This is a genomic window from Streptomyces sp. NPDC015130 (genome assembly GCF_043080005.1).
In the GTDB taxonomy this organism is placed as follows: Bacteria; Actinomycetota; Actinomycetes; order Streptomycetales; family Streptomycetaceae; genus Streptomyces.
On record NZ_JBIBVC010000006.1, the window covers coordinates 325,671 to 342,484 of the forward strand.

Annotated in this window: 8 protein-coding genes and 1 pseudogene; 7 read left to right on the plus strand and 2 right to left on the minus strand. The window is 71.3% G+C overall.

From position 1 onward, the window contains the following. Genes rodA through ACF08F_RS15370 form a run of 3 tightly spaced genes read left to right on the plus strand, consistent with a single transcriptional unit; the run spans window position 1 to window position 4,779 of the window. Complete coding sequence (rodA, locus tag ACF08F_RS15360) at window positions 1–1,200, plus strand: rod shape-determining protein RodA (protein WP_392298966.1); 1,200 nt, start codon at window positions 1–3, stop codon at window positions 1,198–1,200. Window positions 1,201–1,238: 38 nt separating this feature from the next. Next, on the plus strand, window positions 1,239–2,798 hold the full coding sequence (locus ACF08F_RS15365) for a CHAD domain-containing protein (protein WP_392298967.1): 1,560 nt from the start codon (window positions 1,239–1,241) through the stop codon (window positions 2,796–2,798). 52 nt (window positions 2,799–2,850) lie between these two features. Further along, the gene (locus ACF08F_RS15370) at window positions 2,851–4,779 is read left to right on the plus strand and encodes a TIGR03960 family B12-binding radical SAM protein (RefSeq protein ID WP_392298968.1); all 1,929 of its coding nucleotides are present in this window, start codon (window positions 2,851–2,853) and stop codon (window positions 4,777–4,779) included. Between the two features lie 318 nt (window positions 4,780–5,097). On the opposite strand, the gene ACF08F_RS15375 is transcribed toward ACF08F_RS15370, so the two are convergent. Further along, window positions 5,098–7,422 carry a CDP-glycerol glycerophosphotransferase family protein gene (locus ACF08F_RS15375; RefSeq protein WP_392298969.1) on the minus strand — a complete coding sequence of 775 codons (2,325 nt, stop codon included), beginning with the start codon at window positions 7,420–7,422 and terminating at the stop codon, window positions 5,098–5,100. A gap of 583 nt (window positions 7,423–8,005) precedes the next feature. On the opposite strand from ACF08F_RS15375, the gene ACF08F_RS15380 reads away from it, so the two are divergent. Beyond that, entirely contained in the window at window positions 8,006–11,617 is a 3,612-nt protein-coding gene (locus tag ACF08F_RS15380; protein ID WP_392298970.1) for a CDP-glycerol glycerophosphotransferase family protein, read from the plus strand. A gap of 96 nt (window positions 11,618–11,713) precedes the next feature. Here ACF08F_RS15380 and ACF08F_RS15385 read toward each other — a convergent pair whose 3' ends face one another. After that, entirely contained in the window at window positions 11,714–13,702 is a 1,989-nt protein-coding gene (locus ACF08F_RS15385) for a glycosyltransferase (RefSeq protein WP_392298971.1), read from the minus strand. Between the two features lie 211 nt (window positions 13,703–13,913). On the opposite strand from ACF08F_RS15385, the gene ACF08F_RS15390 reads away from it, so the two are divergent. From ACF08F_RS15390 to ACF08F_RS15400, 3 genes and pseudogenes are all read left to right on the plus strand, one after another. After that, on the plus strand, window positions 13,914–15,062 hold the full coding sequence (locus tag ACF08F_RS15390) for a hypothetical protein (protein ID WP_392298972.1): 1,149 nt from the start codon (window positions 13,914–13,916) through the stop codon (window positions 15,060–15,062). Between the two features lie 124 nt (window positions 15,063–15,186). Continuing rightward, window positions 15,187–15,978: a TIGR03936 family radical SAM-associated protein gene (locus tag ACF08F_RS15395; RefSeq protein WP_392298973.1), complete on the plus strand. Its 792-nt coding sequence runs from the start codon at window positions 15,187–15,189 to the stop codon at window positions 15,976–15,978. Window positions 15,979–16,212: 234 nt separating this feature from the next. Then, window positions 16,213–16,814: pseudogene (locus tag ACF08F_RS15400) on the plus strand (ribonuclease E/G); the annotation flags it as partial.

The following is a 16,814-nucleotide window of genomic DNA, read 5'->3' on the forward strand; positions in this document are numbered from 1 at the left end:
ATGACGACACGTACCGGCTTCTCCGTCTCCCGTTACGCACCCGAGCGCGGCCCGCTGGCGAAACTCACCGCCCGCGACTCGCTGCTCCGGCGCCTCGACTGGCCCATGCTGCTCTCGGCGCTCGCGCTCTCCGCCATCGGGTCGCTCCTCGTCTGGTCCGCGACCCGGAACCGCACCGAGCTCAACCAGGGCGACCCGTACTACTTCCTCTTCCGGCACGTCCTCAACACCGGCATCGGGGTCGCCCTGATGATCGGCACGATCTGGCTCGGCCACCGCACCCTGCGCGGCGCGGTCCCGGTCCTCTACACGCTCTCCATCGTGCTGATCCTCGCCGTCCTCACCCCGCTCGGCGCCACCATCAACGGCGCCCACGCGTGGATCGTCGTCGGCGGCGGCTTCTCCCTCCAGCCCAGCGAGTTCGTGAAGATCACGATCATCCTGGTGATGGCGATGCTGCTGGCCGCCAAGGTCGACGCGGGCGACCAGATCCATCCCGACCACCGGACCGTCGCCAAGGCCCTCGTTCTGGCCGCCCTCCCCATGGGCATCGTCATGCTGATGCCCGACCTCGGCTCGGTCATGGTCATGGCCGTCATCGTGCTCGGCGTGCTCCTCGCCTCCGGCGCCTCCAACCGCTGGGTCCTCGGCCTGATCGGCGCGGGCATCGGGGGCGCGGTCCTGGTCACGGCGCTCGGCATGCTGGACGAGTACCAGATCAACCGGTTCGCGGCCTTCGCCAACCCCGACCTCGACCCCGCCGGCGTCGGCTACAACACCAACCAGGCCCGCATCGCGATCGGCTCCGGCGGCCTCCTCGGCGCCGGACTCTTCAAGGGGTCCCAGACCACCGGCCAGTTCGTGCCCGAGCAGCAGACGGACTTCGTCTTCACGGTCGCGGGGGAGGAGCTGGGCTTCGTCGGCGCGGGCCTGATCCTGCTGCTCCTCGGCGTCGTGCTCTGGCGGGCCTGCCGGATCGCCCGCGAGACCACCGAGCTCTACGGCACGGTCGTCGCGGCCGGCATCATCGCCTGGTTCGCCTTCCAGTCCTTCGAGAACATCGGCATGACGCTCGGCATCATGCCGGTCGCGGGTCTGCCGCTGCCGTTCGTGTCGTACGGCGGCTCGTCGATGTTCGCCGTGTGGGTGGCGATCGGGCTGCTGCAGTCGATCCGGGTGCAGCGCCCGATGACGGCATAGACCCTGTCCGGCGGGGCCGGGCGTATTAGATTCGTCTCATGGCGGAGACGAAGCGCGAGATCGAGCGGAAGTACGAAGCCACGAGCGGCACCCGGGTCCCGGACCTCACCCGGGTCCCCGCGGTGGCGGAGGTCGTGGACCAGGGCGTCATGGAGCTCGACGCCGTCTACTACGACACCCCCGACCTGCGGCTCGCCGCCGACTCGATCACCCTGCGGCGCCGCACGGGCGGGAGCGACGAGGGCTGGCACCTCAAGTTCCCCGTCGCCTCCGGCATCCGCGACGAGATCAGGGCCCCGCTGGCCGACACCCTCCCGGGTGAGCTGGCGGGGCTGCTGCGTTCCCGGGTCCGGGACGCCGAGGTCGTCCCCGTCGTACGCCTCCGCTCCGCCCGTGACGTCCGCCACCTCCGGGCCGCCGGCGGCACCCTTCTGGCCGAACTCTCCGTCGACACCGTCCACGCGGAACGGCTGCCCGGGGGAGCGGAGGCGGCCTGGACGGAGATCGAGGTCGAACTCGCCGACGACGAGACCGGCGCCGCCGCCGAGGGCGCCGACGAGGCGCTCCTCGACGCGATCGGGAAGCGGCTCCGCAAGGCGGGCATCCACCCCTCGTCGGCCTCCTCGAAGCTGTCGAGGGCCCTGACGGAGACGGCCCCGGACGGCGAGCAGGCGCCCGGCACCGACCCGGCGCCCGGGACCGCCCCCGCGCCCGGCACCGCCGGTCACGCCGTCCTCGCCTACGTACGCGAGCAGGCCGACGCGATCGTCGCGCTCGACCCGGCCGTCCGGCGGGACCTGCCCGACGCCGTGCACCAGCTGCGGGTCGCGTGCCGGCGGCTGCGCAGCGCCTTCAAGACGTACCGGAAGGTCCTCGACAGGGCCGTCACCGACCAGGTCGGCGCGGAGCTGAAGTGGCTGGCCGGTGAGCTCGGCGTCGCCCGGGACGAGGAGGTGCTGACCGAGCGGCTGCGCGGCCGGATCGACGCCCTGCCCCGGACCCTGCGCCTCGGCCCGGTCCGCGGCCGGCTGCGGACCTGGTCGGCTGCGCGCGCCCGCAGCGGCCGGCGCCGCGCCCTCGCCGCGCTGGAGTCGGCCCGCTACCTGGCCCTGCTCGACAGCCTCGAAGAGCTGCTCGCCGACCCGCCGCTGCGTAAGGCAGCCGCCCGTGACGCCCGCAAGGTCCTCGTCAGCGCCGTCCTCAAGGACCACGACCGCCTCGGCGCCCGGATCGACCGGGCCCTGGCCCTCGACCCCGGCCAGGAGCTCGACCTGGCCCTCCACGAGGCCCGCAAGGCAGCCAAGCGCACGCGGTACGCGGCCGACGCCGCCGCCCCGACCCTCGGGAAGCCCGCGAAGAAGTTCGCGAAGCGTGTGAAGTCCGTCCAGTCCCTCCTGGGCGAACACCAGGACGCCGTCGTGGCCCGGGGGGCCCTCCTGGAGCTCGCGGACCAGGCTCACGAGGCCGGCGAGTCCGCTTTCACCTGGGGACTTCTCCACGGCCGGGAGGAGACGGCGGCCGCGGCGGCCGAGCGTGACCTGCCCCGGGCCTGGGCCCGGGCGGCGGCCCCGAAAATCCGCGCGTCCCTGACTCGCTGAGCACCGGGGTACGCTTGAGAGTCGCCCCCCTGCCAGCTCACGAAGGTTCGAGATGTCTGCTGCCGAGTCTGTCTTCCCGCAGCTCGAAGCTCTGCTCCCGCACGTGCAGAAGCCGATTCAGTACGTCGGTGGAGAGCTGAACTCCACGGTGAAGCCGTGGGAGTCCGCCGACGTCCGCTGGGCGCTGATGTACCCGGACGCGTACGAGGTCGGTCTGCCCAACCAGGGCGTCATGATCCTGTACGAGGTGCTCAACGAGCGCGAGGGCGTCCTCGCCGAGCGCACGTACAGCGTGTGGCCGGACCTCGAAGAGCTCATGCGCGAGCACAAGGTCCCGCAGTTCACGGTCGACTCCCACCGTCCCGTCGGCGCCTTCGACGTCTTCGGCCTGAGCTTCTCGACGGAGCTCGGCTACACGAACATGCTGACCGCCCTCGACCTCGCCGGCATCCCGCTGGAGTCGAAGGACCGGACCGTCGACCACCCGATCGTGCTCGCCGGCGGCCACGCCGCCTTCAACCCCGAGCCGATCGCGGACTTCATCGATGCGGCGATCATCGGCGACGGCGAGCAGGCCGTCCTCGACATGACCGAGATCATCCGCGCCTGGAAGGCCGAGGGCCGGCCGGGCGGCCGCGAGGAGGTCCTCCTCCGTCTCGCGAAGACCGGCTCGGTCTACATCCCGGGCTTCTACGACGTCGAGTACCTGCCGGACGGCCGCATCGGCCGTGTCGTCCCCAACCGCTCCGGTGTGCCGTGGCGCGTCTCCAAGCACACCGTCATGGACCTCGACGAGTGGCCGTACCCCAAGCAGCCCCTCGTCCCGCTCGCGGAGACCGTCCACGAGCGCATGTCCGTCGAGATCTTCCGCGGCTGCACCCGCGGCTGCCGTTTCTGCCAGGCCGGCATGATCACGCGCCCCGTGCGGGAGCGAAGCATCACCGGCATCGGCGAGATGGTCGAGAAGGGCCTCAAGGCGACGGGCTTCGAGGAGGTCGGCCTCCTCTCGCTGTCCTCGGCGGACCACACCGAGATCGGTGACATCGCCAAGGGCCTCGCCGACCGGTACACCGAGGACAAGATCGGCCTCTCCCTCCCCTCGACCCGCGTCGACGCGTTCAACGTCGACCTGGCGAACGAGCTCACGAGGAACGGCCGCCGTTCCGGCCTCACCTTCGCCCCCGAGGGCGGCTCCGAGCGCATGCGCAAGGTCATCAACAAGATGGTCTCGGAGGAGGACCTGATCCGCACGGTCGCCACCGCGTACGGCAACGGCTGGCGCCAGGTGAAGCTGTACTTCATGTGCGGCCTGCCGACCGAGACCGACGAGGACGTCCTCCAGATCGGGGACATGGCGGTCAACGTGATCGCCAAGGGCCGCGAGGTCTCCGGTCAGAACGACATCCGTTGCACCGTCTCCATCGGCGGTTTCGTGCCGAAGCCGCACACCCCGTTCCAGTGGGCGCCGCAGCTGTCGGCGGAGGAGACGGACGCGCGGCTCGCGAAGCTCCGCGACAAGATCCGCGGCGACAAGAAGTACGGCCGCTCGATCGGCTTCCGCTACCACGACGGCAAGCCCGGCATCGTCGAGGGCCTCCTCTCGCGCGGTGACCGCCGCGTCGGCGCGGTCATCCGCGCGGTGTACGAGGACGGCGGCCGCTTCGACGGCTGGCGCGAGCACTTCTCGTACGACCGCTGGATGCAGAGCGCCGAGAAGACGCTGCCCGGCTTCGGCGTGGACGTCGCCTGGTACACGACCCGCGAGCGCACCTACGAGGAGGTCCTGCCCTGGGACCACCTGGACTCCGGTCTCGACAAGGACTGGCTCTGGGAGGACTGGCAGGACGCGCTCGACGAGACCGAGGTCGACGACTGCCGCTGGACGCCGTGCTTCGACTGCGGTGTCTGCCCCGCGATGCAGACCGAGATCCAGGTCGGCCCGACGGGCAAGAAGCTGCTGCCGCTGTCGGTCGTGAAGTAGCACCGGGCGGCACAGGGGTACGGGCGAGGGCCCGGTCGCGGGAGATCCGCGGCCGGGCCCTCCGCCGTACCCGCACAGCTCACCGGAGACACGAAGAGGCGCCCGGAGCGTGCAGCTCCGGGCGCCTCCTCGTCAGCGGTGCCTAGGGCGTGTTGCGAAAGTCCCGCCTGCCCGACGGCGCCTGGCACGCCCGCTCGCCGCGTTGTCGGATCACCCCGATACATCCAGTATCGGGGCGACCCTCCGCCGTGCGATCGCACGCACCAGACGCCGTCGGGCCCGCCCTTCGGGCGGCCGGCGCTACTTTCGCAACACGCCCTAGTGGTCGGAGCCGGCCGCGGTGAGCTCGTCCTGGTCCGCCGCCCGGGGGCGGGGCGTCGAGACGCCCTCGGCCGCGCGCGGCGACGGGGCCGGGCGGCGCTCGGCGACGGGGACGACGGGCGGCCGCAGGGCCTCCTCGCCGAGGAAGACACGGCGGGCGACCCGCTCGGCGGCGAAGCCGTCGTCCCAGGTGCAGAACCGCTCCCGGAAGGCCTGGCGCAGCGTGGCCGCCTGCTCGCCGTCCCAGGCGCCGCTGCGGAACGCCTCGATCAGCTCGTCCTCGGTGGTGGTGAGCACGCCGGGGGACTCGCCGGGCTCGCCGGAGAGCAGGTCGAAGGTGACGCCGCGGCAGGTCCGGTAGGCCTCCCAGTCGTCGGCGTACGTGACGATCGGCCGGTCGAGGTTGGCGTAGTCGAACATGATCGACGAGTAGTCCGTGACCAGCGCGTCCGCCGCCAGGCAGAGGTCCTCGACGGACGGGTGCCGCGACACGTCGACGAGCGCGCCGCGCTCGGCGAGGGAGTTCAACTCCGGGTCGCTGCCGTAGAAGTAGTGGGCGCGGACCAACAGGACGAAGTCCGGGCCGAGTTCGCGGGCGACGCGGGCCAGGTCCAGGTGGGAGACGAAGGCGTCCTTCTGGTGGTCGCGCACGGTGGGGGCGTACAGGATCGCCGTCTTGTCGTGGGCGATGCCGAGTTCGGCGCGGATCCGGCGGACGTCCGCGGCCGTGGCGCGGTAGTAGACGTCGTTGCGCGGGTAGCCGGTGTTCAGGGTGCGGAAGGCGGCCGGGTAGACCCGCTCCCAGTTCTCCGTGGAGTGCTGGTTCGACGAGACGCTCCAGTCCCAGCGGTCCACGCGCTCCAGCAGTTTGTCGAAGTCCATGCTGCGGGAGACGGCCGGGTAGAACTGCTGGTCCAGGCCCATCCGCTTGAGCGGGGTGCCGTGGTGCGTCTGGAGGTGGATCTGACCGGGGCGCTTGATCACGGCGTCCGGGAAGTTGACGTTGTTGACCAGGTACTTGGCCCGGGCCATCGCCTTCCAGTAGCCGAAGGTGGCCGGGGCGATCCGCTTGAGCCCGGGCTGCAGGCTGCCGGCGTACTCCTGGTTCACGACCCACACCCCGCGGACGCCGGGCGCGACCCGCTTGGCCGCCTCGTGCACGGCGAGCGGGTTGCAGCCGGGGGTGCGGCCCCAGTACGCCGAGTACACGGCGAGGTTGTCGTCCACCGGGAGGCGGCGCTGCACGGCGTAGTAGGCGCGCAGGGCCTTGCGGCCGCCCCAGCGCTTGGACCGGCCGAGGGAGCGGATGCCCGCCTCGCGGGTGCCGTTGACGACCTTGAGGCCTTCGAAGCCGGTGTACGAACCGCTCTTCAGCACCTTGAACTTGAGGCCGAGGATGCCGGGCGGCGGCGTGTAGCCCGCCGGTTCGAGGTCGCGGTAGACCTTGGAGGCCTGCTTCAGGTACGCGCGACGGTGGCCCTTGGGTATGCGGAAGTCCCGGGCGAAGGTGAACAGGAAGTGGGAGATCATCCGCGTGAAGACGGCGCTGCGGTACTCGTCGATGCCGGGCCGGCCGGCGAGGCCGTCGAGGTACGCGAAGACCCTGCGGTACTGCTCGAAGATCACGAAGTGCTTGCGCGGGGTGCTGCTGCGCATCGAGCTGCCGACCCGGCGCTGGCGGTACTCGACGACCACGTACTCCAGGCCCGCGACGCGCTGGGCCGCGGCCATGGACGTGTAGACCATGAGCGCGTCCTCGTACAGGCCGTCGGTGAAGGCGTAGCCCTCGCCGGTGAAGAAGTCGCGGCGGTAGAGGCGGTTCCAGACGACGGCGAAGATCCGCAGCAGTTCGAGGTGGTCGACGGGGCGGATGACCTGGTCGCGGATGCCGGCCAGGTACGGGCCGGAGTTGCTGGGCTCGACGGCGCCGTCGATGTGGGTGCGGACGTGGTCGAAGAGGAGGACCTCGGGGTCCTCGGCCTCGGCGAGCCGGTCGGCCATGGCCTGCAGCGAGCCGGGGCGGATCGAGTCGTCGCCGTCGATGAAGAGCAGGTAGTCGCCGCGGGCGTGCTCGACGCCGGTGTTGCGGGCCGCGCCTATGCCGCCGTTCTCGGCGCGGTGGACGGCGCGCACGCGGGGGTCGCGCGCGGCGAACTCGTCGATGATGGCGCCGCTGCCGTCGAGGGAACAGTCGTCGACCGCGATGATCTCGACATCGCGGTAACTCTGTGTAGTCACCGACTCGAGGCACTCGCGGATGTAACCCTCGACCCCGTACACCGGGACGATCACGCTGAATCGGGGCGTAGCTGCAGCCGGCATGGCTTGTGTCTCCTCAGTCGAACCGCTCGAACGCAGTATGCCGGAGGCTTTCCGCACCCCGGAAACCGCAGGCGCTCGCGCGTGCGGTGAACGGGCCCCTCCTCGTGGGTGAGGAGGGGGTCAATGACGGGAGAACGGCGGAATTGCGGATCGTCTACTCTGGAGTGCTGCGGCGGTCGGGGGCCGCCGCACAGTCATGCAGGCAGACGGACCGGTGAAGAATGTCCCGAGTGGCCCTGGTGGTCCACGTACGTCACGCGCGCACCCGTATGCAGGGGCGCGCGGAAACGGTCCTGCGCTCTTCTGTGTCTCTGGTCACGACGCCCCGTGTCACGGGGCGGGAACAGGCCCGCTTCTCCCCGGGGCGAGCCGGAGGCCGGCAGCTAAGCTGCGGACCGGGTACCGGGACAAGTACTGCAGTTCGACGGCGGGTGTGCGGCCCAGCACGTCGCCAGGCGGATCTTTCTCGGAGGGTGGCGACGCCTCCCGACGATCCGCTGGAAATCCCCAAGCACGCCCCGTCACCCCCTCAGGCGCTCGAGCTCGTCGAGCGGGTCTGAACCAGAAAGGAACGCAGAACTTCATGGCACCCCGGCTCAGCGTCATCGTCCCGATCTACAACGTGGCGGAGTACCTTCCCGCCTGCCTCAACTCCTTGGCCGTGCAGACCTTCCAGGACCTGGAAGTTCTCATGATCGACGACGGGTCCACCGACGACTCCAACGCCATCGCGGCGGAGTTCGCTGACAAGGACGCCCGGTTCAAGCTGATCCGCAAGGAGAACGCCGGCCTGGGTGCGGCCCGCAACACGGGACTCGAGAACCTGGCGCCGGAGAGCGAGTTCGTCACCTACGTCGACAGCGACGACATGATCCCGCCGGACGCCTTCCGGCTCATGATCAGCAGCCTGGACGAGACCGGCTCCTCCTTCGCCACGGGCAACGTGGAGCACATCAACTCCACCCGCATCTGGCAGTCCCCGATGCACCGGTTCCTGTCCCGCGGCGCGGTGAAGAAGACGCACGTCAGCAAGAACCGCAACCTCCTGACGGACCGCCTCGCCTGTAACAAGGTCTTCCGCCGCGACTTCTGGGAGCAGCACGGACTGCGCTTCCCCGAGGGCGTGCTGTACGAGGACACCCCGGTCATCGTCCCGGCCCAGTACCTCGCCGAGTCCGTCGACATCATCAGCGAGGCCTGCTACTACTGGCGCCTGCGCGAGGGCGAGGCCAACCCCTCGATCACCCAGCGCCGCAACGAGCCCAAGGCCGCCCGCGACCGCGCCACCGGCTGCGAGCACGTCAGCCGCTTCCTCGGCGAGCAGAACGACCCCACGGCCGAGGCGCTCAAGCTCGCCTACGACAAGACCGTCCTCACCGGCGACCTGCGCATCTTCCTCAACGTGATGCCCGACGGCGACGACGAGTACCGCGCCGAGTTCATACGCGTGGCGAACAAGTTCCTCGACCAGATCGACGTCAAGCTGATCAACACGCTGCCCACGGCGCTGCGCGTCAAGTGGCTGCTGGTCCGCAAGCACGCCGCGAACGAGCTGGTCGACTTCATCGAGGCCGAGCGCCTCGGCGAGCCGGTCGGCCTCGACGGCGTCGTCCGCAAGTACGCCAAGTACTCCGCACTGGAGTCCCGCGGCGACCTCGTGCCCAAGAAGCTCCTTCGCGTCGACAAGGACCTCCAGCTCCGCTCCCCGCTCGACGAGCTGAGCTGGGAGGACGGCAAGCTGAAGCTGTCCGGCCACGCCTGGATCGACCGCGTCGACCAGACGGGCAAGCGCAGCGTCGTCAAGGTGCTCCAGCTGAAGAAGGACGGCACCCAGCGCCGCGTCCTCGTCCCGCTGGGCAACCGTTTCGCCCCCGAGGCCACCACCGCCTCCGGCCACAAGGGCCGCGGCCACAGCTTCGACTGGGCCGGCTGGGAGACCACCATCGACCCGGCCCGCTTCCGCAAGGGCGGCAAGTGGCAGGAGGGCCTCTGGCACGTGGGCATGCGCGTCATGTCCGGCGGCCTCGTGCGCTCCCGCTCCGTGCACTCGTACGGCACGGACCGCCTGACCTACCCGCCGTACCAGTGGCTCGACGACGACTTCCGCCTGGTCCCGGAGATCCGGCGCGCGGCCCTCAAGCTGCGCATCGAGAAGGTGCCGGTCGTCGTCACCGGCTTCAAGGCCGACGGCGACGAGATCGTCGTCGAGGCCCTCTTCCGCGAGACCTTCGCCGCGGACAGCGAGATCATCCTCCGCGTCGCCAACCAGAACAGCGGTGAGGTGCTCACGTACGACGCCGAGGTCCTCGGCATCACCGGCGCCGGCCACACGCAGCTGCGGATCCGCGTCCCGCTGCGCGAGATAGCCCTGCTGCCGGAGCACCAGGACAGCGCTGAGGCCGCCTCCGGCGGCGGCTCCGACGCCGCGAAGACGATGCGCCGCAACTGGAGCAGCCAGATCCGCGTGACGGAGCCGGGTCAGAAGCAGCGCTCCGTCAAGGTCGTCGTCAAGGACGGCCTGGCCGACCTCCAGGTCCCGCTGCCCGCCTCGTTCGGCGAGGAGGCCATGCAGAACGAGGTGGCCGTCCTCTCCGGAGCCAACGGCTACCTGAAGTTCTCCGGCCGTCCGATGCGCGCCCGGATCACCGGCATCGCCTTCGCCGACGGGACGTTCCTCATCCGCGGCGCCGCCCCCGTGGAGCTGTCGGACCACCACCTGGTCATCAGCGCCAAGGGCCGCTTCGACGAGCGGACCGTCCCGCTCAACGTCCTCCCGGACGGCTCCTTCGAGGCCTCCTTCCGTCCCGCCACGATGACGGGCACCGGCAGCAGGCTGCCGCTCAAGGCCGGCCGCTGGGTGCTCCGCCTGGAGGCCCCGGGCGAGGAGCAGTCCCTGCCGCTCGTCGTCGACCGCCTCGCCGTGCCCCAGTTCCCGCTGGCCGGCTCGCACAGCGGCCGCGACTACCGCATGGAGGTCCACTGGCAGGACCACCCGCAGCTCAACTGCCTGCCCGACCTCACCGACCTGGAGCGCGGCGCCAACCGCCAGTACCAGCTGCGCACCGAGGTCTACGAGCGCGGCCGCCAGCTGCCGCTGCGCGACGAGGTCCTGTACATCAGCTACAACGGCAAGCAGTTCTCGGACAGCCCGCGCGCCGTCCACGAGGAGCTGCTGCGCCGCGGCGCGGACGTCAAGCACCGCTGGCTGGTCCGCGACGGCCAGGTCGAGCTCCCGGACACGCTCGAAGCGGTCCGCTTCCAGGGCACCGACTGGTACGACGCCCTGGCGCGCTCGCGTTACATCATCACCAACGCCCACCTGCCGCACTGGATCAAGCGGCGCCCGGGACAGGTGATCGTGCAGGCCTGGCACGGCACGATGCTCAAGAAGATCGGCCTCGACATCGAGGCGCCGAAGTTCGACCCGAACTACCACGAGCGCCTGGTCCAGGAAGCGGCGAACTGGAACATCCTGGTCTCGTCGAACCGGTTCAGCACGCCCATCCTCAAGCGGGCCATGGGCTACAACGGCCTGATCGCCGAGACGGGCTACCCGCGCAACGACTACCTGTACGCCGAGGACCGCGACCAGCGGGCCGAGGAGGTCAAGGCGCGCCTCGGACTGCCCGAGGGCAAGAAGGTCGTGCTGTACGCGCCGACCTGGCGCGACGACCTGTCGCACGCCCGCGGCCAGTTCAAGTTCGACCTCCGGGTCGACCTGGAGGACGCCCGCCGCCGCCTCGGGGACGACCACGTCTTCCTCGTCCGGCGCCACTCGAACATCGTGGACAGCATCCCGGGCGCCGGCAACGGCTTCGTCTTCGACGTCTCGGAGTACCCGGACATCGCGGACCTCTACCTGGCCGCCGACATCATGATCACGGACTACTCGTCGGTCATGTTCGACTACGCGCACCTGCGCCGGCCGATGCTGTTCTTCACGTACGACCTCGAGCACTACCGTGACCGGCTGCGCGGCTTCTACTTCGACTTCGAGCAGGACGCCCCGGGCCCGCTGGTCGAGACCTCGGACGACCTGATCCAGGCCATCCGGGAGATCGACGAGGTGGCGGTCGCCTACCAGGAGAAGTACGACGAGTTCCACCACCAGTTCTGCGACCTCGACGACGGCCACGCGGCCGGTCGCGTCGCCGACCTGATGTTCAAGATCGCCGAGGAGGGCGCGCCGCTGTAGTCGGCGCCCCCCGGCGGACGGAAGAGCCCCGGTCCGCAGGTCTCCCTGCGGGCCGGGGCTCCGTCGTACGGGCCGGGCCCGTCTACCGCTCGCCGGTCACTTCTTGTCGATGATCTTCAGCGAGAGCTGGCCGTTGCTGGAGAAGTACGGGCGCAGCTCCTGGCGGCTGCCGGTGACGGCCGTGACGGCGGCGGTGGGGACGGCCGCCAGCCGGTTGCGCCAGCCGCTCTTCGGCTTGGTGTCCACGGCGGCCGCGACCGGGGCGCCGGACTGCGTCACCACCGGGTACGGGAACTGGAAGACGTCCATGGGGACGAGCACGTCGGTGGCCAGCTTGCAGACGCGGACCCGGGCGGACTTCTGGTCCGGCAGCAGCCAGAGGTCCCAGACGTCCTCGGCGCCGGCCTCGTGGAGGCGGGCCGCGGCGGCGTTGTCCAGGGAGGCGGTGAAGCGCCCGTCGGCGCCCGGCTTCACCGGGAAGGTGAAGTTCCGGTCGGCCTCCTTGCGGTGGACGGCCTCGATCACGCTGTCCTTGCCGGGCTGGACGCCCCAGGCCGCGGCGTCGATGACGATCGAGGTGGCGCCGGCGTGCAGGGCCGCGACCTCGACGTGCTGGGCGCGCACCCGGCTCTGCACCCGCAGGGTGCCGTCGGTGTGGGCGTGCGGCAGCAGCATGGACAGGGCGGGGCCCTCGGTGCGGGGCAGCTTCAGCGACAGGATCTGGAGGGTGTCGCAGCCGGCCGACCGCAGCGGCAGGTCGAAGCCGGCGGAGCGGATCTCCAGCTGCCAGTCGCCCTCGACGAGCTTGCCCAGCGCGGGGACCAGTGCCTCCTCGCCGACGAAGGGCACGACGACCTCGTCGGCCTTCTTGCGGATGTCCTTGCAGACCAGCTCCGCGTCGCCGCCGGCGGGCAGCCCGTCGACCCGCACGCGGACGTCGCCCTGCGGGGTGACCACGGCGGCGGCCGAGCGGGGGATCGCCCGGCGGGCCCGCATGGTCTCCACGAGCGCCTCGAAGCGGGCGGCGGTCTCGGCCTCCTGGAAGCGGACCACGTTCGCCACGGCGGCGGCCGCCATCTTCCGGCGCAGGTCCTCGTCGGAGATCAGCTTCTCGATGTGCTCGGCGAGCGCCTGCTTGTCGCCGAGCGGGACGACGTAGCCGTCCTCGCCCTGCTTGATGATGTTGCGCGGGCCGTGCGGGGCGTCGTAGCAGATCGCCGGCAGACCGGCCGCCATCGCCTCGACGGTGACGTTGCCGAAGGCCTCCAGGTGGGAGGGGAGGACGAACAGGGAGCCCTTGGCGAACTCCGGGGTGACCGGGGTGGCCGGGCCCATCAGGAAGATCTGGTTGTTGCTGTTCGTCTCGTCGATCTTCTTGCGCAGGTTGCCGCGCTCGGGGCCGGAGCCGTAGATCCGCAGGCTCCAGTCCGGGTGGCGCGGTGCCACGGTGGAGAAGGCCTCGATGAGGTCGCCGAAGCCCTTGTGCGTCTTCAGCAGGCCCGCGGTGACGACGATCTTGTTGTCGCCGGTGGACATCTGGCCCTCGTGGGCCGGGATGCAGTTGGGCATCGGGGAGAGCAGGTGGCTCACGGCGGGGACGACCCCGGCGATCGTCCGGCACTCGTCCGGCGTCGGCGCGGTGATCGCGTCCATCTTCGGGTACGCGTCCCGGAAGAGGGCGTCCCGGATGTGCGGGCCGTAGCGCGCGGGCCGCGAGTGCTCCATCGCGACCTTGAGGAAGTCGCGGTCCGAGTAGGCCAGCATGATGGTGATCTTGGGGTTGTTGCTGACCACGACGTCGGCGTCGGTCGTGGCCAGGTACTCCAGCAGACGCTTCTCCGCCAGCCGGCTGATCCAGGGCTTCTTGTCCGTGGGCTCGTTCGGGTAGATGTTCGGGAAGACCTCGATCTCCGGGTCGTCGCCGTCGTACGTGTGGGAGTGCTTCCGCATGTCGCTGAGGGCCAGCGTCTTCACCCGCGGGTCGAGTGGGAAGAACGCCTGGTCGCGGTTGCGACGGAGGGAGACCAGCTCGACCTCGTGCTCATCCGCGAGCGCCTTGGCCAGGTTGTGGATGGCACTGACCACGCCGCCGATGTGACAGCGATCAACCAGCAGGAAGGATATTTTCATACCGAGCCTCAACGTGTCCTGGGTTAGGTGGGGGGATGCGCGAGATGTGTGGGGGGTGCGGGCGTCGGCACCTAGGCTACGGGGCCGTACCTGCATGCGGTGCCTATCAGTCCGGATCCGGCTGCCCGCACTGAACCAGGGACGGGCCTTCTGCGTCTCCCGACACATGCACCTGGAGAAAGCGGCCCCCGGCCCGGCGCCCGAAGGCTGCCTGACCGCGGCGATCAGGATCCCCGTACGGATCGTGGTACTGGTCGTCGTCGTCCCCGTCCGCCTCGTCTGGGACGCGCTCGCCCTGTGCGGCGCCTTCCTGGGCCGCGTGCTCTTCCGCCCGCTCGGCCGTGCCTACGACTGGTTCCACGAAAACGTCCTCGCACCCGTCGGCCGCGCCCTGGCCCGGACGGCCGAAGCCCTCGCCACGGCGACGTGGTGGCTGCTCAAGGCCGTCCTCTACTGGCCCTGGCTCGGCCTCTGGCGCCACGTCCTCGTACCGTTCGCCGTCCACCTGGTCGCCGCCCCGGCGGCCTGGCTGTACCGCGCCGTCCTGACGCCGGTCGGCCACGGCCTCGCCCGCGCGGCGGCCTGGCTGTACGCCCGGCTCCTCGCACCCCTCGGCCGCGGTACCGCCCTCACGCTGTGGGCGGTACTGGTCTGGCCGTGGACCGCCCTGTGGCGGTACGTGGCCGTGCCGGTGGCCACGGCGACGTACCGCCACCTCCTCACACCGCTCGGCCACGGTCTCGCCTGGCTCCTGAAGGGCCTGGTCAACGGCCTGGCGTGGATCCTGAAGGGCCTCGCCACCGGCCTCATGCGGCTCGGGAAGGTCCTCCTCGTCGTCCCCGCCGTCTTCCTCTACCGCTGGGTCCTCACCCCCGTCGGCAGGGTCCTCGCGGTGATCGGCCGCGAGATCGCCGCCGCCCTCGCCATCTGCTGGCGCATGGCCGGGTACATCTCCCTGGCCGTCGGCCGCGCCCTGAAGTGGCTCGCCCGGAACCTGCTCGGCCGCCCCATCGGCTGGTTCTACCGGAACGTGTGCACCCCGGTCGGCCACGTCCTCCGCGACGCCGTGTGGCGGCCCGCCAAGCAGGCCGCCGTGGAGACCGGCCGGGCGGTCCGCGAGGCCCTCGCCTCGGCGCGGGAGACCGTGCGCCGGGCGCGCCGCGACGCGTGGCACGCCCTGGTCGGCGGGGAGCGGCGGCCCGAGCCTGTGAACGCTCCACGGGGTCAGGCGCGTAACCTGGGAGGTGCTGCACCACGACAGACCGTTCCCGGCATGGTGGCCGAGGCCGAGATCTCCCTGCACAAGCGGGGGTGAGCCGGCCGGGCCCCGAGGGAACCCCCGTACACCTGTGGGCGGCGCGCCCCCCGCGCCCGCCCCGCACCGAGGAGAAGAACCACTGGGCAAGCGACAGCCCGAAGGCCCGCCGCCCGCACCGGCGGTGCAGCGCATCCGACTGCGCTACACCAAGCGCGGCCGCCTCCGGTTCACCAGCCACCGTGACTTCCAGCGCGCCTTCGAGCGTGCGCTGCGCCGTGCCGAGGTGCCCATGGCGTACTCGGCCGGCTTCACCCCGCACCCCAAGGTGTCGTACGCCAACGCCGCCCCGACCGGTACGGGCTCCGAGGCCGAGTACCTGGAGATCGCGCTCACCCAGACGCGCGACCCCGAGACGCTGCGGGCCCTGCTCGACGAGTCCCTCCCCGCGGGCCTCGACATCACCGACGCCGTCGAGGCCCGGACCTCGGGCCTCGCCGACCGGCTCACCGCCTCCGTGTGGGAGCTCCGGCTCGAAGGCGTCACCGTCGAGGACGCGAAGAAGGCCGCCGACGCGTTTCTCGCGGCCGAGACCGTGGAAGTACAGCGCAAGACCAAGAACGGCATCCGCACCTTCGACGCCCGCTCCGCGGTCACCGAGCTGACGGTTTCCTCTCCCCAGGGCGATCCCCAGGGTGATAGGCCGCTGGACAGCGCCTGTGCGATACTGCGGCTGGTTGTTCGGCACGTGACACCTGCCGTACGACCCGACGACGTCCTGTCCGGTCTCCGAGCTGTGGCCGACCTGGCGCCGCCGGTCCCCGCTGCGGTGACCAGGCTGGCGCAGGGGCTCTTCGACGAGGAGTCCGGCACGGTGACCGACCCGCTCGCGCCCGACCGCGAGGCAGTCACGGCCGCTTCATCCACGGCCGCCGCGACCGCCTCAGCGACGGCGCCGGGTGCAGGTACCGCGTAGGGAGCGGTCGTTGTAGCGCCGCCCTGGTACTCGGGAGCCACCTGGGTCGGGCAGCGCACAGACCAGGAGACTTTCGCCAGGCCGTACGCACAGGGCGTACGGAACCGGCGAGCCAGACATCAGCTCCCGTGCGGCGCCCGCGCCCCGGACGGCGGCACCTCGCCACAGGCGTGATCGTGCCGCCGGACCGGAACCAGACGCGGCGCCCGGGAGCGTGACGGGAGAACCGCCCGCATGCTCGAGTCCAACGAAGACACCAACGCACCCGGTGACAAGCTGCCCCCGCGCCGTAGGCGCCGCGCCGCTTCCCGCCCCGCCGGCCCGCCGGTGACGGACACCGCCAAGGCCACCGAGGCCACCGAGAACACGGCGCCCGCCGAGGCCCCGGCCGTCGAGGCCGCCCCGGCCGAGGCCGCCCCCGCGCCGCGCACCCGCCGCCGCGCCACCCGCAAGGCCACCGCTCCGGCCGTGGAGACGATCGAGGTCGGCGCCCCCCTCGCGGAGGCCCCCGCCGAGGCCGCCCCCGCCGAGGCCGCCGCCGCCGAGGCCGCCGCCGCTCCGGCCGAAAAGGCCGTCGAGGCCGCTCCGGCGCGTCCCGCCCGTCGTCGTGCCACCCGTAAGGCCACCTCGCCGGTGACGTCCACGGCCGCCGTGGAGGAGCCCGCCGCCGAGGCCGCTCCGGTCGTCGAGACCGCCGCCGCTCCGGCCGACGAGGCCGTCGAGGCCGCTCCGGCGCGTCCGGCCCGTCGTCGTGCCACCCGTAAGGCCACCTCGCCGGTGACGTCCACGGCCGCCGTGGAGGAGCCCGCCGCCGAGGCCGCTCCGGTCGTCGAGAC

Bases quoted from the DNA above. Each gene is read 5' to 3' on its own strand.
- ACF08F_RS15365 (WP_392298967.1), top strand. From the start codon at position 1,239: ATGGCGGAGACGAAGCGCGAGATCGAGCGGAAGTACGAAGCCACGAGC.
- ACF08F_RS15375 (WP_392298969.1), bottom strand. From the start codon at position 7,422: ATGCCGGCTGCAGCTACGCCCCGATTCAGCGTGATCGTCCCGGTGTAC.
- ACF08F_RS15380 (WP_392298970.1), top strand. From the start codon at position 8,006: ATGGCACCCCGGCTCAGCGTCATCGTCCCGATCTACAACGTGGCGGAG.
- ACF08F_RS15390 (WP_392298972.1), top strand. From the start codon at position 13,914: ATGCACCTGGAGAAAGCGGCCCCCGGCCCGGCGCCCGAAGGCTGCCTG.
- rodA (WP_392298966.1), top strand. From the start codon at position 1: ATGACGACACGTACCGGCTTCTCCGTCTCCCGTTACGCACCCGAGCGC.
- ACF08F_RS15370 (WP_392298968.1), top strand. From the start codon at position 2,851: ATGTCTGCTGCCGAGTCTGTCTTCCCGCAGCTCGAAGCTCTGCTCCCG.